17 protein-coding genes are annotated in these 19,453 nt (G+C 73.9%); 7 read left to right on the forward strand and 10 right to left on the reverse strand.

Annotated elements, in window-relative coordinates; genetic code table 11:
• Positions 1-16: 16 nt before the first annotated feature.
• Complete coding sequence (locus tag ACJ6WD_RS13485) at positions 17-1,528, reverse strand: helix-turn-helix domain-containing protein (RefSeq protein WP_407615845.1); 1,512 nt, start codon at positions 1,526-1,528, stop codon at positions 17-19.
• Between the two features lie 205 nt (positions 1,529-1,733).
• Between ACJ6WD_RS13485 and ACJ6WD_RS13490 the strand changes: the two genes are divergently transcribed.
• The 3 genes from ACJ6WD_RS13490 to ACJ6WD_RS13500 all read left to right on the forward strand — a co-directional run bounded on the left by ACJ6WD_RS13490 (position 1,734) and on the right by ACJ6WD_RS13500 (position 6,086).
• Positions 1,734-2,576, forward strand: a complete 843-nt coding sequence (locus ACJ6WD_RS13490; protein ID WP_016573542.1) for a xanthine dehydrogenase family protein subunit M — start codon at positions 1,734-1,736, stop codon at positions 2,574-2,576.
• A complete protein-coding gene (locus ACJ6WD_RS13495) occupies positions 2,573-5,371 on the forward strand; it encodes a molybdopterin-dependent oxidoreductase (protein ID WP_407615846.1) in 2,799 nt (932 codons plus the stop codon). Before ACJ6WD_RS13490 ends, ACJ6WD_RS13495 begins: the two co-directional genes overlap by 4 nt.
• 199 nt (positions 5,372-5,570) lie before the next feature.
• The gene (locus tag ACJ6WD_RS13500; RefSeq protein WP_016573544.1) at positions 5,571-6,086 is read left to right on the forward strand and encodes a molybdopterin-dependent oxidoreductase; all 516 of its coding nucleotides are present in this window, start codon (positions 5,571-5,573) and stop codon (positions 6,084-6,086) included.
• 77 nt (positions 6,087-6,163) lie between these two features.
• Here the strand turns inward: ACJ6WD_RS13500 and ACJ6WD_RS13505 are convergent, their stop codons facing one another.
• Entirely contained in the window at positions 6,164-6,586 is a 423-nt protein-coding gene (locus ACJ6WD_RS13505; RefSeq protein WP_233659460.1) for a molybdopterin-binding protein, read from the reverse strand.
• A 416-nt stretch (positions 6,587-7,002) separates the two neighbouring features.
• On the opposite strand from ACJ6WD_RS13505, the gene ACJ6WD_RS13510 reads away from it, so the two are divergent.
• The 3 genes from ACJ6WD_RS13510 (at position 7,003) to ACJ6WD_RS13520 (ending at position 10,482) form a co-directional block, all read left to right on the forward strand.
• Positions 7,003-7,398, forward strand: a complete 396-nt coding sequence (locus ACJ6WD_RS13510) for a molybdopterin-binding protein (protein ID WP_016573546.1) — start codon at positions 7,003-7,005, stop codon at positions 7,396-7,398.
• 155 nt (positions 7,399-7,553) lie between these two features.
• Positions 7,554-8,348, forward strand: a complete 795-nt coding sequence (gene modA / locus ACJ6WD_RS13515; RefSeq protein ID WP_233659459.1) for a molybdate ABC transporter substrate-binding protein — start codon at positions 7,554-7,556, stop codon at positions 8,346-8,348.
• 121 nt (positions 8,349-8,469) lie between these two features.
• The gene (locus ACJ6WD_RS13520; protein WP_331246776.1) at positions 8,470-10,482 is read left to right on the forward strand and encodes an ABC transporter permease; all 2,013 of its coding nucleotides are present in this window, start codon (positions 8,470-8,472) and stop codon (positions 10,480-10,482) included.
• A 27-nt stretch (positions 10,483-10,509) separates the two neighbouring features.
• On the opposite strand, the gene ACJ6WD_RS13525 is transcribed toward ACJ6WD_RS13520, so the two are convergent.
• From ACJ6WD_RS13525 to ACJ6WD_RS13560, 8 genes are all read right to left on the reverse strand, one after another.
• On the reverse strand, positions 10,510-10,956 hold the full coding sequence (locus ACJ6WD_RS13525; RefSeq protein WP_016572059.1) for a nitroreductase family deazaflavin-dependent oxidoreductase: 447 nt from the start codon (positions 10,954-10,956) through the stop codon (positions 10,510-10,512).
• Between the two features lie 176 nt (positions 10,957-11,132).
• Complete coding sequence (locus ACJ6WD_RS13530; protein ID WP_331246775.1) at positions 11,133-12,587, reverse strand: SulP family inorganic anion transporter; 1,455 nt, start codon at positions 12,585-12,587, stop codon at positions 11,133-11,135.
• A 16-nt stretch (positions 12,588-12,603) separates the two neighbouring features.
• A complete protein-coding gene (locus tag ACJ6WD_RS13535; RefSeq protein WP_233659351.1) occupies positions 12,604-13,206 on the reverse strand; it encodes a carbonic anhydrase in 603 nt (200 codons plus the stop codon).
• A gap of 105 nt (positions 13,207-13,311) precedes the next feature.
• On the reverse strand, positions 13,312-13,728 hold the full coding sequence (locus tag ACJ6WD_RS13540) for a hypothetical protein (RefSeq protein ID WP_233659350.1): 417 nt from the start codon (positions 13,726-13,728) through the stop codon (positions 13,312-13,314).
• Positions 13,729-13,965: 237 nt separating this feature from the next.
• Entirely contained in the window at positions 13,966-15,213 is a 1,248-nt protein-coding gene (locus ACJ6WD_RS13545; RefSeq protein ID WP_233659349.1) for an MFS transporter, read from the reverse strand.
• Positions 15,210-15,767 carry a hypothetical protein gene (locus ACJ6WD_RS13550; RefSeq protein WP_233659348.1) on the reverse strand — a complete coding sequence of 186 codons (558 nt, stop codon included), beginning with the start codon at positions 15,765-15,767 and terminating at the stop codon, positions 15,210-15,212. The genes ACJ6WD_RS13545 and ACJ6WD_RS13550 overlap by 4 nt, the downstream gene beginning before the upstream one ends.
• Positions 15,764-17,005 (reverse strand): hypothetical protein, encoded by a 1,242-nt coding sequence (locus tag ACJ6WD_RS13555; protein ID WP_376447723.1) that lies wholly within the window; start codon positions 17,003-17,005, stop codon positions 15,764-15,766. The genes ACJ6WD_RS13550 and ACJ6WD_RS13555 overlap by 4 nt, the downstream gene beginning before the upstream one ends.
• A 116-nt stretch (positions 17,006-17,121) precedes the next feature.
• Positions 17,122-17,286 (reverse strand): hypothetical protein, encoded by a 165-nt coding sequence (locus tag ACJ6WD_RS13560; RefSeq protein ID WP_233659346.1) that lies wholly within the window; start codon positions 17,284-17,286, stop codon positions 17,122-17,124.
• 402 nt (positions 17,287-17,688) lie between these two features.
• Here ACJ6WD_RS13560 and ACJ6WD_RS13565 point away from each other — a divergent pair, with 402 nt between their 5' ends.
• Positions 17,689-19,422 carry a hydrogenase maturation protein gene (locus ACJ6WD_RS13565; RefSeq protein WP_407615847.1) on the forward strand — a complete coding sequence of 578 codons (1,734 nt, stop codon included), beginning with the start codon at positions 17,689-17,691 and terminating at the stop codon, positions 19,420-19,422.
• The last annotated feature ends 31 nt before the right edge of the window (positions 19,423-19,453 follow it).

Consider the following 19,453-nt stretch of genomic DNA (forward strand, 5'->3'; position numbering starts at 1 on the left):
TCGACCCGCCCGCCGCTCAGCGGCACAGCAGCGCCGCGTGCAGGTCCAGCTTGTGGTCGAGCCGGGACAGGTCGCGGCCGGTCAGGGCCTCGATCCGTTGGACGCGGTAGTGCACGGTGTTGACGTGCAGATGGAGGATCTCCGCGGTGCGCGCCCACGACCCGTGCTGGGCGAGGAACACCTCCAGCGTCTCCATCAGCATCCGGTGCGAGGCGCTGCCCCCGCGCGACAGCGGGCCGAGGACCCGGCTGCTGAACGCCGTCCGCACCTCGCCCGGCACCCCGGAGAGCAGTGAGCCGAGTGTGGACAGCTCGTCGACGGAGGACACCCCGGCCCCCTCCGGGGCCGCCGAGCGGGCCGCGGCCAGGGCGTAACGGGCCTGCTCCAGGCCAGAGTTGAGGTCGGCGGCGGCCACCGGGCCGCTCACCCCGGCGTGCAGCGGCGCCTGGGGGCGGCAGGCGTGCAGCGCGGGCCACGGCTCGTCCAGGGCCGTCGGCGACTCCTCGTCGTCGGCCACCACCGCGGCCGCGTCCCCGCCCGGCAGCAGCCCGGCCGCGAACGGCGGCCCGGGGGAGTGCCGCAGCGCCTCGACCAGCGCCCGGGTCGCTTGCTCGGGCTCCGTGCCGTCCGAAGCGGCCAGCACCACGCGGAACGGGCCGTCGGCGGGCAGCCCGCAGGCGTGCAGCGCCGCGTCGAACGCGCTCCCCTCGGCGGCGCCCGCGGCGACCAGGGCCAACAGGGCGTTCGTCGCCCGGCGCGCGGCCGTCCCGCGTGCCGCTTCGTGGTGCCGGTACTGCGCGACGACGTCGGCGATCTCGTGCAGCACCCGCGGCGGTGCGTCGTCCACGCCGCGCAGGTGCAGGAACCAGGCGTCGTACGGTCCCGGGTCGCCCTCGATCCGCAGGGTGTTGCCGATGCCGGCGGTGAGGTACCGCCGGGCCTGTCGGGCGGTCAGCTCGGGGGCGTCGGGGGTGCGTGCGAGGGTCCGGCCGGTGGCGGTCAGCAGGTAGCAGGCGGGGCCGCCCAGGTGCGCGAACGCCCGGTCCAGCAGGGCGTCGGGCGCGGCGTCCCCGGCGAGCAGCCCGGCGAGCTCGTTGCGCACGTTCTCCGGAAGGGCGTAGTGGCCGGCCGCGCGGCGGCTGAGGTCGCCCCACCGGCGCAGGTACACCGCCTCGGTGATGGCCCGGAAAGTGGTGCGCGCGGGCACCGAGACCAGGGCGACGCGGTGCGCGCGGCAGGACTCCACCAGCACGTCGGGGACCTTGCCGTGGGTCTCCTCGCCGGCCAGCAGTGCGGCCGCACCGGAGTCCGCGAGCGCCGCCACGAAGCGGTCCACCTTCTCCCGCTCGTCCCCGGGGGCCCACCACACCAGCCCGCTCAGCACCAGCTCTCCCGGTTGGAGGAACCGGGCGGGGGCCTCCAGGTCGGTGGCGGTGACCCCGCTGACCTCTTGGGCGAGCAGTGGCTCCTCGCCCCACAGGAGGGTCAGGTCGAGCGCATCGAGCTGGAGGAGATCGTGGACGTGCATGTGGTGGCTCCTTGGACGGCTACCGGGCGAAGGACCCGGCATCTCACATTCACGAGGCGAATGTGGGTCCTGGCATCGTAAATGCCAGGGGTTCAAGCGGATATACCTCTTGGTTAATCATCCAGTTCCTGCCCCGGACCTTGGTGCGTTTTCCGTGCTGCGGACCAGTCGTGCGGCCCGCCGGCCGCTTGCTTCACTCGGCTGCATGGACTTGAACACCGTGCTGGAGGTGCGGGACGGCCGGCAGCACGCCCTTTGGCGCACCGGCGACGCCTGGCTGGGCGGCGGCACCTACCTCTTCTCCGAACCCCAACCGCACCTCCGGCGCCTGGTGGACCTGAGCCGGATGGGCTGGGAGCCGCTGACCCGCCTCCCGGACGGCTCCCTGGAGATCGCGGCCACCTGCACCATCGCCCAGCTCTCCCGCTTCGCCGCGACCTTCCCGGTGCCGGCCGCGCCCCTCTTCGAGCAGTGCTGCCGCGCCTTCCTGGCCTCGTTCAAGATCTGGAACATGGCGACCCTCGGCGGCAACCTCTGCAACGGCCTGCCCGCCGGGCCGATGATCTCGCTGACCGCCGCGCTCGACGGCAGCTGCCTGCTCCAGGCCCAGGACGGCCGCCGGCGCCGGGTGCAGGTCGCCGACTTCATCACCGGCGCCGGGCGCAAGGACCTCGGCGAGGGCGAACTCCTGCGCTCGGTGACCCTGCCCGCCCGCGCACTGACCTGCCGGACCGCGTTCCGGCAGGTCTCCCTCTACGGACTCGGCCGCTCCGGTGCCCTGGTCATCGGCACCCTCGACCCCCTGGACGGTTCGCTGGCGATCACCGTCACGGCCGCCACCGTCCGTCCGTTCCGCCTCTGGTTCCCCACCCCGCCCACCGCCGCGGTGCTGCACGGCACCCTCGACGGTGCCGTCACCGAGCCCGAGTGGTTCGACGACATCCACGGCCTGCCCGCCTGGCGGCGGCACATGGCGCTCCGCCTCGCCGAGGAGGTCCGTGCCGAACTCACCACCCACTCGCCGTCCGCCCGGGAGGCTGTCCGATGAGCTACGCCATCCACGTCAACGGTCGGGACTTCGACGCCGAACCGCGCCCCGGCCAGTGCCTGCGCACCTACCTGCGCGACCGCGGCTGGTTCGGGGTGAAGAAGGGCTGTGACGCCGGGGACTGCGGGGCGTGCACCGTGCACGTCGACGGCGAGCCGGTGCACAGCTGCCTCTATCCGGCCGTCCGCGCCGCCGGCCGCCGCGTCACCACCGTCGAGGGCCTGGCCGAACCGGACGGCGAACTGCACCCCATGCAGCGCAAGTTCCTCGGTGCCCAGGGCTTCCAGTGCGGGTTCTGCACCGCCGGCTTCCTGATGACCACGTCCAAACTGGACGAGGACCAACTCACCGACCTCCCCAGGGCGTTGAAGGGCAACCTCTGCCGCTGCACCGGCTACCGGGCGATCGAGGACGCGATCCGCGGCGTCACCCACGTCGAGGAGCCCTGCCCCGGGCAGTCGGTCGGCCGCAACCTGGGCGCCCCGGCCGGCCCCCAGGTGGTCACCGGAACCGCCCGCTACACCTTCGACATCGAGGTCGAGGGGCTGCTGCACATGAAGCTGCTGCGCTCCCCGCACCCGCACGCCCGGATCGTCTCCATCGACACCAGCGACGCGCTGCGGGTCCCCGGCGTGCACCTCGTCCTCACCCACCACGACGCCCCCGAGCGGCTGTTCTCCACGGCCCGTCACGAGCACCCCACCGAGGACCCCGACGACACCCGGGTCCTGGACGACGTGGTCCGCTTCGTCGGACAGCGGGTCGCCGCGGTGGTCGCCGACAGCGAGGGCGCCGCCGAGGAGGGCTGCCGCCGGATCGCGGTGGAGTACGAGGTGCTGCCGCACGTCCTGGACCCGGAGGAGGCGATGCGGCCCGGCGCCCCGGTGGTCCACCCCAAGGACTCCGAAACCTGCCGGATCTCCCGTCCCGACGACAACGTCGTCGGTGAGGTGCACGGCGAGATCGGCAGCGTCGAGGAGGGCTTCGCCGAGGCCGACGTGGTCTACGAGGAGACCTTCCGCACCCAACGGGTGCAGCACGCCAGCCTGGAGACCCACGGCGCCGTCGCCTACTTCGAGGAGAAGGAGGACGGCGACGGCGAGCGGATCGTGGTCCGCTCCAGCACCCAGGTGCCCTTCCTGACCCGACGCGCCCTGTGCGCCCTGTACGACCTGCCGGAGGACGAGGTGCGGGTGGTCGCCGGCCGGGTCGGCGGCGGCTTCGGCGGCAAGCAGGAGATGCTGGCCGAGGACATCGTGGTGCTGGCCGCGATGCGGCTGCACCGGCCGGTGAAGCTGGAGTTCACCCGCGCCGAGCAGTTCTTCGGCGCCACCACCCGGCACCCGTTCACCATCGGCATCAAGGCCGGCGCCAGGCGCGACGGCACCCTGACGGCCCTCCAGGTGCGGGTGGTCTCCAACACCGGCGCCTACGGCAACCACGGCCCGGCGGTGATGTTCCACAGCGTCGGCGAGTCCATGGCCGTCTACCGCGCGCCGCACAAGAAGGTCAACGCCTACTCCGTCTACACCCACTGCGTCCCGGCCGGGGCGTTCCGCGGCTACGGACTGGGCCAGGTCACCTTCGCCGTGGAATCGACCATGGACGAACTCGCCCGCCGCCTGGGCATCGACCCGCTGGTCTTCCGGGAGCGCAACATCATCGGCCCCGGGGAGCACATGCTCAGCCCCGGCGGCGAGGAGGAGGACCTCCACATCGCCAGCTACGGGCTGGACCAGTGCCTGACGGTCATCCGTGACGCGATCGCCGAGGACCGCAGCGCCGCCGACGCCCCCGACGGCTGGCTGGTCGGCGAGGGCACCGCGATGTCGATGATCGCCACCGGTCCGCCCGGCGGGCACTACGCCGACGCCACGGTGGCCCTGTTGGAGGACGGCACGTACGACATCGCCGTCGGCACCGCCGAATTCGGCAACGGCACCACCACCGTCCACAAGCAGATCACCGCCGGCGCGCTCGGCACCACCGTCGACCGGATCGTCATCCGGCAGTCCGACACCGACGTGGTCCGGCACGACACCGGGGCCTTCGGTTCGGCCGGCACCGTCGTGGCCGGCAAGGCCGTGATGCGCGCGGCCAACGGCCTGGCCGAACGGATCCTGTCGTTCGCCGCGGAGTACGCCCGCACCCCGCGCAGCCAGTGCCAGTTGCTCACCGACGCCGTGGAGTGCGCCGGGCGCACGGTCTCGCTCAAGGAGCTGCACCAGGCCGCCCGCGAGCGCGACGTGGAACTGGTGGCGGACGGATACTGGGGCGGCTCCCCGCGTTCGGTGGCCTTCAACGCCCAGTGGTTCCGGATCGCCGTCGACCCGGACTCCGGCGAGATCAAGATCCTGCGCAGCGTCCACGCGGCCGACGCGGGCAAGGTCATGAACCCGATGCAGTGCCGCGGCCAGGTCGAGGGCGGGGTGGCCCAGGCCCTCGGCGCGACCCTCTTCGAACAGGTCCTGGTCGACTCCGGCGGCAAGGTCCTCACCCCGGCGTTCCGCCGCTACCGGCTGCCCGCCTACGCGGACGTCCCGCGCACCGAGGTGCACTTCATGGAGACCTCGGACTCCATCGGGCCGCTCGGTGCGAAGTCGATGAGCGAGAGCCCGTTCAACCCGGTCGCCCCGGCCTTCGGCAACGCGCTGCGGGACGCCACCGGGATCCGCTTCACCGAGGTGCCCTTCCTCCGGGACAAGGTGTGGCAGGCCCTCGCCGAGCACCGCGAGGCCGGCGGCGAGGGCGGCTGGTCGGCCCGGGCGCATCCGTCGCGGGAGGGCTCCGTGTGACGGATGCGGCCGGCCGTGCGGCGGCGGCAGGTCCGGGGCGGCACTGCGGGGGCTCCGGACCTGCCACCTTCTTGCCCCCATTCGCCTCACTTGCGCAAGGGAAACATGTGTAAGCGGATGGCATATGTGATTGAGTCATGCGGCGCTGGGGCATCACAGGGAGGCAGCCGCCGCGCGGATCGTCTCCAGGGGGACACCAATGAGCCGACTCAGCCCGCCGCCCCGCACCGTCGCCGTCCGCGGCGCGTCCGCTGACGCCCCGCCCGTCGTGCGAAGTTTCCTGATCGGCGGCCAGCTGCACCGCCCGCTCACGCTGACCGTCGCCGACCTGCGGGCGCGCTGGCCGCAGCGGCACGCCCCGGTGGTCTTCGACTGCGCCACCAACGGGCCGCAGCACCACACCTTCGACGGCCCGCTGCTGCGCGACGTCCTGGACGAAGCGGGACCCGCCTTCGACGCCCGGCGGCGCAAGGACCGCTCCCGTTTCCTGCTGACGGTCACCGGCGGCGACGGCCACCACACCGTGCTGTCCTGGGCGGAGATCGACGCCGACTTCGGCAACGCCCCGATCCTGCTGGCCACCGCGCTGGACGGGGAGCCGCTGGACGCCGCGGGCAGCCAGTTGGTGGTGCCGTCCGACCGCTGCGGCGCCCGGTACATCAGTGCCATCACCCGCATCTGGGTGGGCCCCTGCCCCGAGCCGCGGGAGCGGTAGGCGCACGCCTCCGCCGGTGGGCCCGTCCGCGCGCCGGTCGTGGCGCGGGCGGGCGCCCCACCGGCAGGGCCCTCGGGTCAGCGTTCGGCGGCCAGCGCGACCTCGGTGGACTTGATCAGCGCGGTCACTTCGGAGCCGGCGGCCAGCCCCAGGTCGGCCGCCGCGTCCTTGGTGATCGCGGCGGTCAGTTCACCGCCCGGCACGGCTACCTTCACGCCGGCCATCGCGCCGCCGGTGGTCACCGCGACGACGGTCCCCGGGAGCCGGTTGCGGATGCTGAGCCCGTCCACCGGGCCGGTGGACAGCGCGACCTCGGTGGACTTCACCAGCGCCCGCGCCGGCGCACCGACCGTGATTCCCAGGTCGTGCACGGCCTCCACGGTGATCGCGGCGGTGAGCGTCTGCCCGCCGGAGAGCCGCAGTACGACGGTCGACATCACCTCCCCGGGGGTGACGGTGAGGACCGTGCCGGAGAGCTGGTTGCGAATGCTGAGGCTCATGGGAACCACTTCCTCCAGTGCGAGCGGTGCGGGACGTGTGGGGGCGCGGCTGCGGGGAAGGCCGAGCGGTGCGGCGGAATGCCACGGAGCCGGACGCCGTGCGACGGGATGTCGTGCCGCGACATTCGGGACGTCCCGATGCGGAGCGGCGAAGGGGAATGCCGCGCTGCTCGAATCGCTACGGAGATATCCCTGATGTTCTTTCTGTCCCTCGCACTGTAATCGGCTCCGGGTGTGGGTTCCTCGCGGGATTCGCCCTGCTGGGTAGGGGTGGCGGGCGGGCCGCCGCGCCGGGCGGCCGGAATTCCGATGGCCGGAAGTCGCGCTTGTCCCTTCCTCCAATGAGCCTTGCATCTGCTATAGAGGAATGCCAAAAGGATTGTAAATGCGAGTCAATATCCCATATGTTGTCGCACATGCAGTCCTACACAATCGGCCAGGCGGCGCGTTTGCTGGGCGTCAGCCCGGACACCGCCCGCCGCTGGGCAGATGCCGGACGGGTCGCCACCCACCGCGATGAGAGCGGCCGCCGCCTCATCGACGGCCGGGACCTGGCCGCCTTCTCGATCGAGGTGGGCCAGTCCGCCGGCGGCGAGGAGGACGACGCCTACACCTCCGTCCGCAACGCCTTCCCGGGCATCGTCACCGCCGTCAAACTCGGCGACGTCGCCGCCCAGGTCGAGATCCAGGCCGGCCCGCACCGCCTGGTGTCCCTGCTCACCCGCGAAGCAGTGGAAGAGCTCGGCCTGGAGGTCGGCATGCAGGCCGTCGCACGGGTGAAATCCACCAGCGTGCACATCGACCGCACCTGAGCCCCCCCAGGCCACCCCCCATGCCACCCTCCGGTGGTCCGCCCCCACGTCCCCCGGACCGTCGGCCACCCAGCGGCGTCGCCCGTCCACGGCGCGGCTATGTCCCCATCCGCTCGGGCGATTCCGTCGCCCCGCGCAGCAAGGAGTCCCGCACCATGTCCCCCTTCGTCACCGGACGCCGCACCGCCACCGCGCTCGTCGCCGCCGCCCTCCTCATGCCGCTCGCCGCCTGCTCCGGCGGCAACGACAACGCCAAGAAGGACAGCGGCAGCGGGTCCGGCAGCACCACCAAGCTCACCGTGCTCGCCGCGTCCTCGCTCACCGACGTCTTCCAGAAGGCCAGCGCCGTCTACGAGAAGGAGCACCCGGGCACCAAGGTCACCTTCTCCTTCGCCGGCTCCCAGGAACTCGCCGCCCAGGTCAAGCAGGGCGCCCCCGCCGACGCCCTGGTCACCGCCGACACCAAGACCATGGACGGGCTCAAGGCGGACACCGGCGCCCCCACCGTCATCGCCAAGAACCGCCTGGTCATCGCCACCGGCAAGGGCAACCCCAAGAAGATCGAGGCACTCAAGGACCTCACCGACACCAAGTTCAAGGTCGTGCTGGCCGCTCCCGAGGTGCCGGTCGGCCGCTACAGCAAGAAGGTCCTGGACGCCCAGCACCTGACCGTCAAGGCGGTCTCGCAGGAGCCCAACGTCCGTGCCGTGCTGAGCAAGGTGGAACTCGGCGAGGCGGACGCCGGCATCGTCTACAAGACGGACGCCGCCACCGCGCCCACCAAGGTCGACGCCATCGACATCCCCGACGCGCAGAACGCCGTCGCGTCCTACCCGGCGGCCACGCTCAAGTCCTCCCAGCACTCCGCCGCGGCCGAGGCGTTCGTGAAGTGGCTGAGCACCCCCGAGGCGCAGAAGATCCTCCAGCAGGCGGGCTTCCAGAAGCCGTGACCCCGTGCGGGGTGGGGGCCGCCCGGCTCGGGGGAGCGGGCGGCCCCCACCTCGCTGCCGTATCCGCCGGCGTCCGCCGGGCCGCCCGGACCCGACCCCCGCCCCGATCCCTGGACTCCCGATGAGCCGCCTCAGCACCCCCGCCGCCGCGCCGGTCGGCCGCCGCCGCGCGCCCGGTGCCCGCACCCCCGCCGCGCTGGCCGTCCCCGCGCTGCTCGCCGTCGCCTTCCTGCTGATGCCGCTGCTGGGCATCCTCGCCCGCACCAGCTGGGGCGACCTGGGCACCCACCTCACCAGCCCCGGCGTGCTCGAAGCGCTCCGGCTGTCGCTGCTGGTGTCGTGCTGGGCGCTGGGCCTGTCGTTGCTGCTGGGCGTCCCGCTGGCCTGGTTGCTGGCCAGGGTCGACTTCCCGGGCAAGGTGCTCATCCGTTCGCTGGTGCTGCTGCCCATGGTGCTGCCGCCGACCGTCGGCGGTGTCGCCCTCCTGCTCGGCTTCGGCCGCCGCGGGCTCATCGGCCCCTGGCTGGAGAACACCTTCGGCATCGTCCTGCCGTTCCACACCTCGGGCGCGGTGATCGCGGCCACCTTCGTCGCGATGCCCTTCCTGGTCATCAGCCTGGAGGGCACCCTCGCCGGCCTCCGCCCCAGCTACGAGGAGACCGCGGCCTCCCTCGGCGCCTCGCCGGTGCGGGTCTTCTGCACCGTCACCCTGCCGATGGTCGCCCCCGGCCTGGCCGCCGGCGCCGCGCTGACCTGGGCCCGTGCGCTCGGCGAGTTCGGCGCGACGATCACCTTCGCGGGCAACCTGCCCGGCACCACCCAGACCCTTCCGCTCCAGGTCTACCTCCTGCTCCAGGACTCCCCGGAGGCCGCCACCTCCGTCTCCCTGCTGCTGCTCGTCATCGCCATGGCCGTGCTGGTGTGCCTGCGCGGACGGTGGACCGGCGGGCCCGCGGACCGCGCCGCCCGCGCCGGGCGGCGCACCGCCTCGGCCGACGGCGTCCCTGCCGGGCCGGACGGGACCGGCCCGCAGCCGGCGGACGGCTCCGCGGGCGACGGCCGCCGGGAGTCGTCCGTGCCGGTGCCGTCCCCCGCGGAGCGCTGGCCGCTGCACGCCGACGTCACCGGCTTCACCGAACTCTCGCTCCGGGCCGACCCGGGCACCACCATCGCCGTCGTCGGCCCCAACGGCGCCGGCAAGACGACCCTGCTGCGCGCGCTGCTCGGACTGACGCCGCGGGCCCGAGCCGCCCTCCAGCTGGGGGAGAGCGACGTCACCGCACTGCCCCCGCACCGGCGGGGTGTCGCCTGGGTCCCCCAGGACGGGGCGCTCTTCCCGCACCTGAGCGCACTGGCCAACACCGCCTACGGGCTGCGCGCCCAGGGGGTGTCCCGCGGCGAGGCCCGGCGAACCGCGCAGCAGTGGCTCGACCGGCTCGGCGTCGGCCCGCTCTCGCACCGCCGGCCCGCCCAGCTCTCCGGCGGCCAGGCCCAACGCGTCGCCCTGGCCCGGGCGTTGGCCGCCCGGCCGCGGCTGCTGCTGCTCGACGAGCCGCTGGCCGCCCTCGACCAGACCACCCGGGCGCACGTCCGGCACACCCTGCGCGGCCACCTCGCGGGCTTCGGCGGGGTCTGCCTGATCGTCACCCACGACCCCGTCGAGGCGGTCTCGCTCGCCGACCGGGTTCTCGTCCTGGACGGCGGCCGGGCCCTCCAGGACGCCCCGCCCGCCGAGGTCACCCGGCAGCCGCGCTCCCCGTGGGTGGCCCGGATGCTCGGCCGCAACGCCTGGCCCGGCACCGCCGCCGGCGACGGGCTGACCCTGGCCGAAGGCGGTCACCTGGTCGCCGCCGACCCGCTCCCCGACGGCACCCGCGCGCTCGCGGTGATCGCTCCCGAGGCGGTCGCGGTGCACGTCGAGAAGCCCGCGGGCAGTCCGCGCAACGTCTGGCCCGGCACCGTACGGGAGATCACCGCCGCGGGCAGCCGGCTGCGGGTCGTCATCAGCTCGTCCGCGGCGCCCGATCTCGTCGCCGAGATCACGCCGGCGGCGGCTCTGGAACTAGGGCTCACCGACGGCGCCGCCGTCTGGACCAGCGTCAAGGCCACCGAGGTGACCCTGGTGACGCTCTGACGGACGGCGGCGCGCGGTGCGCGGGCGTCAGTGCGGGGTCGCCGCCGGCTCCAACACGAAGACCGGAATGTGACGGTCCGTCTTCTGCTGGTAGTCGGCGTAGTCGGGGAACGCCTCGACCGCCCGGGCCCACCACGCGGCCTTCTCCTCGCCGGTGACCTCGCGGGCCGTCATGTCCCGGCGGACCGGGCCGTCCTGGAGCTCCACCCGGGGGTCGGCGAGCAGGTTGTGGTACCACACCGGGTTCTTGGGCGCGCCGCCCTGGGAGGCGACCGCGGCGTACGCCCCGTCGTGCTCCACCCGCATCAGCGGGCTCTTGCGCAGCTTGCCGGACTGGGCGCCGCGGGTGGTCAGCACGATCACCGGCAGCCCGCGCAGCGTCGTGCCGCGGGTGCCGCCGGATCCCTCGTACAACTCGACCTGATCGCGGACCCACGCGGTCGGGCTCGGCTCGTACTCTCCCTGCAGGGGCATGTCGTCCACCTCTTCGTCGACGTCTTCCGGTGTGAGGGGAACGACGGAGCGGGGGCGGATCATTCCGCCGGCGCCGCGTCGATCGTCCGCCGCGGCGTCCGGGGCCGGCGCGCCCGGCCGGGAACGCCGTTGTCCCCGGCCGGGCGCGCCCCGTGGCGCCGCATCGGGCGCCCGGCTCAGGAGACCAGTTCGACCGCCCGGCTCCGGTTGCGGCGGTGCTGCTCGGCCCAGTTCGCCAGGGCCGCCTCGCAGGCGTGGTCGACGTGCCGCAGCCCGCTCAGGTCCAGTTCGACGTCCCGGTCGGCGGGCAGGGCCTCCAACTGGTCGAGGAGCTTGGGCAGCCGCAGGAAGGTGGCGTTGCCGACGGCCCTGACCCGCACCGGGCCGGGCACGCTGGGGACGTGCACCTCCAGGTGCGCCTGGGAGGTCTCCCAGGCGGTCTTGGCCACGGCCAGCAGCAGGCCGATCAGCACCCCCTCGAACATGTTCACCGTCACGATGGCGAGCGCGGTGACGCACAGCACCACCGCCTCACCGCGGTGTGCCCGCCACAGCGGCCGCAGCTCCCGCAGCGGGATCAGCTTCCACCCCGCGTGCACCAGCACACCGGCCAGAGCCGCGACCGGCACCACGCCCAGCGCCGCCGGGAACGCCGCCGCGAACAGCAGCAACCACACCCCGTGCAGCACCCGGGACGCCTTGGTCCGGGCACCCGCCTGGACGTTGGCGGCGCTGCGCACGATCACCGCCGTCATCGGCAGCGCGCCGAGCACCCCGCACAGCGTGTTGCCGGCGCCCTGGGCCATCAGCTCCTTGTCGTAGTCGGTCCGCGGCCCGTCGTGCAGCCGGTCCACCGCCGCCGCGCTGAACAGCGACTCCGCGGAGGCGATCAGGGTGAACGCCAACACCGTCCCCAGCACGCCGAGTTCGGTCAGTCGGCCGATGTCGGCGAACCCGGGGGGCTGGATCGCGTCCAACAACCCGCTGACCTGCACCCGGGCGATCGGCAGATCCAGCGCCCAGACCGCGGTGGTGGCCAGGGCGACGGCCGCCAGCGGCGCCGGCAGGACGCGTGCCGCGCGCCGCCAGCGGGGCCACAGCACGAGGACGGCGACGGTGCCGGCCCCCACGGCGAGCGCGGCGAGCGCCGGGCCGGACCGTGCGGTGTCCCACGCCAGCTGCGGCAACGACCCGATGTTGGCCAGTCCGCTGCCCGGTGCCTTGGCGTCCGCCAGGGCGTAGAGCTGCCCGGCGATCAGGACCAACCCGATGCCCGCCAGCATGCCCTGCACCACCGCGACCGAGATCGCCCGGAACCAGCGCCCCAACTTCAGTGCGCCCATGGCCAGTTGCAGCAGTCCCGCGGCCAGTACCAGGGCGCCGAGCGCGCCCAGTCCGTACTCCTTGACCGCTTCGAAGACCAGCACCGTCAGGCCGGCGGCCGGGCCGCTGACCTGGAGGCTGCTACCGGGCAGCAGCCCGGTGACCAGCCCGCCGACGATGCCGGTGACCAGCCCCAGTTCGGCCGGTACGCCGGAGGCGACCGCCACCCCCACGCACAGCGGGACGGCGACGAGGAAGACCACGAGGGAGGCGGTGAAGTCCGCCCGGAGGAAAGGGAATCGCTTCATCACGTACAGCCCGCCTTCACAGAGGGAGGAATGCGTCGGCAGCCGGTCGGTGCACGGAGACCGACCCGGTGTGGACCTCGTAGAACCAGCCGTGCAGCCGTACCTCGTCGGCGTCCAGCCGCTCCCGGACGCACGGGTAGTCACCCAGCCGGTCCAGTTGCTGGCGCACGTGGCGCTGCACGGCCGCGGTGACGGCCGGCCCGTCGTCGCCCGGTAGTTCGTCGGAGAGTTGGAGTGCCAGCCAGTCGCGGACGGCGGGTGCCCCGGTCAGGTCCTCGCGGCGGGCCCGGGCGCCCACCGCACCGCAGTGCGAGTGCCCGCAGACCACGACGTCGGCGACCTTGAGCACCCGCATCGCGTACTCGATGGTGGCGGCCTCCGAGCTGGCCGCCATGCCGTCCCGGTAGGCGGGCACGGCGTTGCCGGCCGTGCGGAGTTCGAAGAGTTCCCCGGGCCGGGCCCCGGTGATCAGGGACGGGATGACGCGGGAGTCGGAGCAGGTGATGAACAGGGCGAGGGGGGACTGGCCGGCGGCGAGCCGACCGTACGTCTCCTGTTCTTCCCGCTGTGTGGCGATACGGGCGGTCAGGCCCCGGGCGTGCTGGATGAAGGTCTCCACGAGGAGGTCTCCTGCTGAAGTGTGATGCCACCGTGGGGATGGCGAGGATGTGCGGCACTCGCGTGGCGGTGCACGGCGCGCGGCCGTGGCCCGCCGCGGAGCCGCTCAGCAGCGGAAGACGCAGTGGAGCAGGGGGAGTTCGGACGGTCTGGAGGCCGCCGCGTCGCGGTCGGCGGTCGGTGCCCGGCCGGTTGCTCCGTCGTCACCGGCCGCACCACTGAGGTGCGGCGGCAGTGGACGTCGGGCCGGCGGCACGCCCTCCGCGGCCGGCGCCATGCGCCGGGGGCGGCTGCGCTCGGACTCCCGCTTGGAGTGCTTCTCCTCCTCGGAACTGGAGTTCGCGGCGGCCGACTTGCCGGTGGCGCCGGAAGCGGAGGCGGCCGGGCGCGCCGCCGCGGCCGCGCACGCCGGCGCCGCCGCGCCGAGCAGGAACGTCAGGACGACGAGGAGCGCGGTCAGCGGCAGGCGGCACCAGGCCGCCATCGGGGGGCGTGCCCCCGGTATGCCGGTGTCCTTCCGCATCGTCGTCCTCCGCTTCGCCCCGTGTCGTGGGGGCCGTTGGGTCGTTCGGCAGGGGGCCGGCCGCGCGCGTGGCGGGGCGGGCCGCGGCTGTGCACGGTCCTGGTCGTCGGGGCGTGGTTCCGGTCCGGTGCGCTCGGCGTCGACCGTGGCTGCGGGAACCGCGCTCCCCATAGTGCAGCATCCAGGTTTCCAGTATGAAAACGAGAAATGACGCCATGTTGCGTGCTTTCTCAGGGGTTAACGGGCGCCGCCGGCTCCCCGGGCACCCAGTGCGGCCACAGGGACCACCACCGCCGCGAGCACCCCGCAGACCAGTGCCAGCACCGGGAAGCCACCCGCGGCCAGCACCGGCCCGGAGGCCATCCCCCCGGTCGCGCCGGCCAGCGCGATCCCGACGTCCACCAGTCCCTGGGAGGTGGCCCGGCGCGCCGGCGGCAGCGCTTCGGTGACCCATGCGGTGCCGCTGACCAGCCCGAAGTTCCAGCCCAGGCCGAGCAGTACGAGCGCCACGGCGAGCCCCGCCACCGAGTGCGGCGGGGCGAGCATCGCGAGCAATCCGGCGGCCAGCAGCGTCACTCCGGACGCCGCGGCCACCCGCCGCGGCCCGACCCGGTCGACCCACCGCCCGGTCAGCGGGGACGGCAGGAACATCGCCCCGACGTGCAGCGCGATCACCAGCCCGGCCGCCTGGGCGTCGTGGCCGTGCGCCCGCAGATGCACCGGGGTCATGGTCATCAGCGCGATCATCACCAGTTGGGTCAGCAGCATCACCGCGGTGCCGGCCAGCAGGCCGCGCCGCGGTCCGCCCGCCGGCCCGGGGGCCGAGGGCGCCGCCGCCTGTTCGTCCGGTGGCGCGTCCGGGCCGGCGGTGGACGCTGCCGGCGCCGCGGGCTGCGGCAGCGGTTCGGGGCGCAGCAGACCGGCCAGGACCACGGCCGCGGCGCCGAACGCCGCGGCGGCCAGCAGGAACGGACCGGCCAACCGGGGCACGCCCCAGGCCAGGGCCAGGTCTCCGGTCGCGGTGACCAGGTTGGGGCCGGCCACCGCGCCGAGCGTGGTGGCGCACAGCACCGTGCTGACCGCACGTCCGCGCCGCTCTGGCGGAGCCAACTCGGCGCCCGCGTAACGGGCCATCAGATTCGTGGCGGTGCCCGCCCCGTACACCAGCAGTGACGGGAAGAGCAGCAGGACGCTGCCGAGCGCGGCGGCGGCCACCACGCCCAGGCTGCCGAGCACTCCGGCCCCGTACCCGAGGACGAGCCCGGCGCGCCGGCCCCGGCGTTGGGAGAGCCGGCCGATGCCCGCGGCGCCGACCGCCGCACCGGCGGTGAACAGCGCGCTGGGTACCCCGGCCAGCCCGGTCGATCCGAGCATGTCCTCGGCGAGCAGCGCCCCCACCGTGATCCCGGCCGCCAGTCCCGCCCCGCTGAGCACCTGAGAGAACACCAGGACGGCCAACGGCCGCCGGGGCGCGGCACCGGTCATGCGGGCAGCGGCTCCAGCGCCGCGATGTCCGCGAGGGACATGCCCATCCGCTGGTGCAGGAAGCGGACGATGGTCCAGTGCGGCAGCGCGTCCTCGTCGAACGGGCCGAACTCCCGGCAGTACAGCGGGATCCAGCGCAACGCCTCGTCGAGCGCCTGCGCGCGGCCGGGCTCCTGCTGGTACGCCTCGTAGCCGATGCTGCGGTGCTCGATGAAGAACCCGCCGGGGAGCCGTTCCTCGCACAGCGCGCGGTACTCCCGGGTCTGCAGGATGAGGTAGTGCCAGACCTCGTCGACGTCCTGCTCGACGGGCAGGAACAGCCCGCCGAGCCGCTCGCGGTAGCGGGAGACGAGGTAGAGGTAGCGCAGGCATTCGGTGACGCGGCGCGCCACGAGGTCGGGCGGCGCGTCGGTCGTCTCCTCGAAGTGGGCGAGGACTTCGGCGTGCAGCGCGGCGCCGAGGAGGTCTTGGAGGTCCTCGGCGGTGAGCGCCCGGTGCGGGGCCGCCGTGGCGGGTGCGGTGGCCGCGGCCGCCGGCGCGGTCCGGTGGTTCATGCCTCTCCTCTCGCCAGCCAGGAGTACTTCCCGGACCGGCCGATGGGGATGTGCGGTCGGTGGTCGAGCCGGCAGGTCCGGCCGGTGAGTTCGGCGACGCCCCGTTCCAACGCGGCGGAATCCGCCGGTGCCAGGGGCGCGCCGTTGAAGGTGGTGTACGCCAAGCGCGCCTCGGTGGCGCCCACCAGTCGGAGCTGGTGGACGAAGATCTGCGCGGTCGTCTCGCCCACGCACCGGTCGAGGTCGCCCTGGGCCACCGGACCGTGCCGGGTGTCCAGGAGTTCCTTGTGGCGGCCGGCGAACTGGGCGATCCGGTCCGGGTCGGGGGTGCCGTTGGTGGTCCGCACGCAGTCCCCCGACCGGTACCGGATCAGCGGCATGTAGGGGTTGCGCACGCTGGAGACGATCAGGTGGTACAGGGTGCTGCCGGGCGTGACCGGGTGGAGTTCGACGCTCATCTTGTCCAGGTGCGGGCGGTAGTTGCCGCGTCGGTCGCTGGAGTAGAGGTAGCCGAGTTCGGTGCTGCCGAACAGGTCGATGATCGGGCAGGCGAAGTGCTGGTGCAGGAAGCGCCGGACGTTCACCGGCGTGTACTCGTAGGCGTGGATGATGCTGGCGGGTGGCGGGAAGTCGTCCCACAACCCCCACTCGCCGACCTTCCGCACCAGGTGCGCCAGGTGGTATCCGGAGCAGTCCAGGTGGTACCACCCCTGTGGGTGGGCCTCGGCGGCGGTGCGGATCTCGTGGAGCATGCGGACCACGTCGTCGCGGCTCCACAGCGCCGGATCGAGCCGCAGGTTGAGGTAGCTGGTGCGGTCGTCGAGCCGGCGGTCGTCGAGACTCGGCACGGGGTCGGGCGCGGCGCCGCGCTTGGCGGCGTTGACCCGTGCCACGTGCTCGGTGGCCAGGACGGTGGTCAGCGAGACGCGCCGGCAACCGGCCTCCCAGGTGGCGGCCAGGTCGGCGTGTTCGCTCCACAGTCGGTAGTAGGAGCGCAGCAGGAAGTACGGGGGCCGGATGAGCTGCATCCGGGCGTGGTTGGTGCCCGTGGAGAGCACGAACTCGGCCTCGCCGGACTCCAGCGCGGCGGCCAGCCGGGGTGTCATCCAGTTGTCGGGGAAGCCGCGGGCGATCTCCGGTTTGTCGAGCACCGGGAAGTGGCCCTTCGCCAGTGCTGCGCGGTAGATCGGGATGTCGCGGATCTGCTCGATGAACTCGGCGGTCGGCTGGCCTTCCATGGGATCCCTCGGAGGTGTGCGCGGGCGGGGGCCCGCCCGGGACGTCGGGTGTGCTGGACCGGTCGGCGGGCCGGCGGCCGGACGGTCGCCGGCCCGCCGGGTCCGTCACCCGGGTGTCAGGAGATACAGCCGGTCTTGGGGGCGGCGCTGATGCAGCCGGCCTTGGGGGCGGCGCTGATGCAGCCGTTCTTCGCCGTCCGCGGGTCCTGTCCGGCGGAGTTGGCGGCCACCCAGCTCCGCCAGACGTCGTCCTGGGCCATCTTCTTGATGAGCTGCTCCATGGGGACCTCCATAGGTGTGGGGATGGGGGAGCGGCGCCCGGCGGTGCGGTGATGACCTGCGCCGACGCCGACTCCTCGAAGGTAAAAGGCTCTTCAAGTGAATGTCAATGAAAGGCAATGTCGGGCGCCGGGGATGCGGGTCGGTGCGCCAACTTTGGCGAGATGCCGTCACGGCGAGCGACCGCGGAACTATCTGACGCCCGCTCAATTCGGCGCTCCGCGGCCCCGGCTCCGCGGCCCCGGCTCCGCGGCCCCGGCTCCGCGGCCCCGGCACCGCGGCCCGCCGCCCGGCGGCACCGGACCGGATGCGTTCGGGTGACCTCCCCAGCGGGTCCGCTGCCCGCCCGCCACCGACGGGGAACGATCACGACCGTCCACGCCCCCCACCCCAGGGAGCCCGCTGTGCGGATCCTGCTCCTCGCCGGCGCGTTCAACAGTCTGACCCAGCGCGCCTACGCCGAACTCGCCGACCGCGGACACCACCTCGGCGTCGAACTGGTCACCCGCGGGACGCCACTCGCCGCGCTGGTGCCCCGGCACGCCCCCGACCTGATCGTCGCGCCGATGCTCACCACGGCCGTCCCCCGCGAGGTCTGGTCCGCCTGGCCGTGCCTGATCGTCCACCCCGGCCCGCTCGGCGACCGCGGACCGTCGTCGGTCGACTGGGCCGTCCACCTGGGCGCCGAGCGGTGGGGCGTCACCGTCCTCCAGGCCAACGACGAGATGGACGCCGGCGACGTCTGGGCGACCGTCGAGTGCCCGGTCCCGGAGGTCGGCAAGAGCGACCTGTACCGCAACGAGATCGCCGACGCCGCCATCGAGGCGCTGCTGACCGCCGTCGCCCGCTTCGCCTCCGGCACCCACCGCCCGCAGCCGCAGTACGCCCTGCCCGCCGACCGGCTGCCCGGTCGCCCCCGGCCCCCGCTCCGCCAGGCCGACCGCCGCATCGACTGGTCGACCGACCCGACCGAGACCGTCCTGCGCACCCTGCGGGCCGCCGACTCCCGCCCCGGTGTACGGGACGAACTCCTCGGCGGCACCTGGTTCCTGCACGGCGGCCACCCCGAGGGCACCCTCACCGGCCGCCCCGGGGACCTGCTCGCGACCCGGCACGGCGCGCTCTGCCGGGCCACCGTCGACGGCGCCGTCTGGATCCCCGAACTCCGCCCGGCCCGGGCCCCGGGGGAGCCCACCCCCGTCAGACTGCCCGCCACACTCGCCCTGGGCGACCGGCTCCCGCCGCTGCCCGAGGTGCCGGCCCCGCTGGAGACCGGCGACGGCCCGGGTACCTGGACCGACATCCGCTACCACGAGGACGGACCGGCCGGATTCCTGCGCTTCTCCTTCCCCGGCGGCGCGATGAGCACCGGCCACTGCCGACGGCTGCTCGCCGCCTACCGCTACGCCTGTACCCGCCCCACCACCGTCCTGGTCCTCGGCGGCCAGCGGGACTTCTTCTCCAACGGCATCCACCTCAACGTCATCGAGGCGTCCGCCGACCCCGCCGCCGAGTCCTGGGCCAACATCAACGCCATCGACGACCTCGTGCAGGCGGTGCTGACCACCACCGACCGGGTGGTGATCGCCGCCCTCGGCGGCAACGCGGCGGCCGGCGGGGCCATGCTGGCGCTCGCCGCCGACGACGTCTGGTGCCGCTCCGCCGCCGTCCTCAACCCGCACTACCGGCTGATGGGACTCCACGGCTCGGAGTACTGGACGTACACCCTGCCGCGCCGGGTCGGCGCCGAGACGGCCGCGGCCCTGATGGCCCGGGCCCTACCGGTCACCGCGGCGCACGGGCAACGGCTCGGCCTCGTCGACCGGATCGTCGACTGCGCCGCGCAGGAGTTCCCCGACCACACCGCACGGCTCGCCCGCCGGCTCGCGGCGTCCCCCGGCGTCCACGCCCGCATCGCCGCCAAGAAGGCCGCCCGGGACGGTGACGAGGCCCGACGGCCGCTCGCCGCCTACCGGGCGGACGAACTCGCCCGCATGCGGCGCACCTTCGAGGATCCCGGCGCCCCCTACCACGCGCTGCGTCGCGCCTTCGTCCGCAAGGAGCCCGCGACCGGCACCCCGGAGCACCTGAACGCCGGTGCCGGGTACGGCGGGAGCACCGCGCGCCGCGTCGACTGACCGTGCGCACCGCCCGCGGAACGGGCCGGTG

The organism is Streptomyces sp. VTCC 41912, from assembly GCF_045799175.1.
Lineage (GTDB): Bacteria > Actinomycetota > Actinomycetes > Streptomycetales > Streptomycetaceae > Streptomyces > Streptomyces albulus_C.

Excerpts from the sequence above, each read along its gene's own strand:
- ACJ6WD_RS13485 (WP_407615845.1), bottom strand. The coding sequence starts at position 1,528 with ATGCACGTCCACGATCTCCTCCAGCTCGATGCGCTCGACCTGACCCTC.
- ACJ6WD_RS13490 (WP_016573542.1), top strand. The coding sequence starts at position 1,734 with ATGGACTTGAACACCGTGCTGGAGGTGCGGGACGGCCGGCAGCACGCC.
- ACJ6WD_RS13495 (WP_407615846.1), top strand. The coding sequence starts at position 2,573 with ATGAGCTACGCCATCCACGTCAACGGTCGGGACTTCGACGCCGAACCG.
- ACJ6WD_RS13500 (WP_016573544.1), top strand. The coding sequence starts at position 5,571 with ATGAGCCGACTCAGCCCGCCGCCCCGCACCGTCGCCGTCCGCGGCGCG.
- ACJ6WD_RS13505 (WP_233659460.1), bottom strand. The coding sequence starts at position 6,586 with ATGAGCCTCAGCATTCGCAACCAGCTCTCCGGCACGGTCCTCACCGTC.
- ACJ6WD_RS13510 (WP_016573546.1), top strand. The coding sequence starts at position 7,003 with ATGCAGTCCTACACAATCGGCCAGGCGGCGCGTTTGCTGGGCGTCAGC.
- modA (WP_233659459.1), top strand. The coding sequence starts at position 7,554 with ATGTCCCCCTTCGTCACCGGACGCCGCACCGCCACCGCGCTCGTCGCC.
- ACJ6WD_RS13520 (WP_331246776.1), top strand. The coding sequence starts at position 8,470 with ATGAGCCGCCTCAGCACCCCCGCCGCCGCGCCGGTCGGCCGCCGCCGC.
- ACJ6WD_RS13525 (WP_016572059.1), bottom strand. The coding sequence starts at position 10,956 with ATGCCCCTGCAGGGAGAGTACGAGCCGAGCCCGACCGCGTGGGTCCGC.
- ACJ6WD_RS13530 (WP_331246775.1), bottom strand. The coding sequence starts at position 12,587 with ATGAAGCGATTCCCTTTCCTCCGGGCGGACTTCACCGCCTCCCTCGTG.
- ACJ6WD_RS13540 (WP_233659350.1), bottom strand. The coding sequence starts at position 13,728 with ATGCGGAAGGACACCGGCATACCGGGGGCACGCCCCCCGATGGCGGCC.
- ACJ6WD_RS13545 (WP_233659349.1), bottom strand. The coding sequence starts at position 15,213 with ATGACCGGTGCCGCGCCCCGGCGGCCGTTGGCCGTCCTGGTGTTCTCT.
- ACJ6WD_RS13550 (WP_233659348.1), bottom strand. The coding sequence starts at position 15,767 with ATGAACCACCGGACCGCGCCGGCGGCCGCGGCCACCGCACCCGCCACG.
- ACJ6WD_RS13555 (WP_376447723.1), bottom strand. The coding sequence starts at position 17,005 with ATGGAAGGCCAGCCGACCGCCGAGTTCATCGAGCAGATCCGCGACATC.
- ACJ6WD_RS13560 (WP_233659346.1), bottom strand. The coding sequence starts at position 17,286 with ATGGAGCAGCTCATCAAGAAGATGGCCCAGGACGACGTCTGGCGGAGC.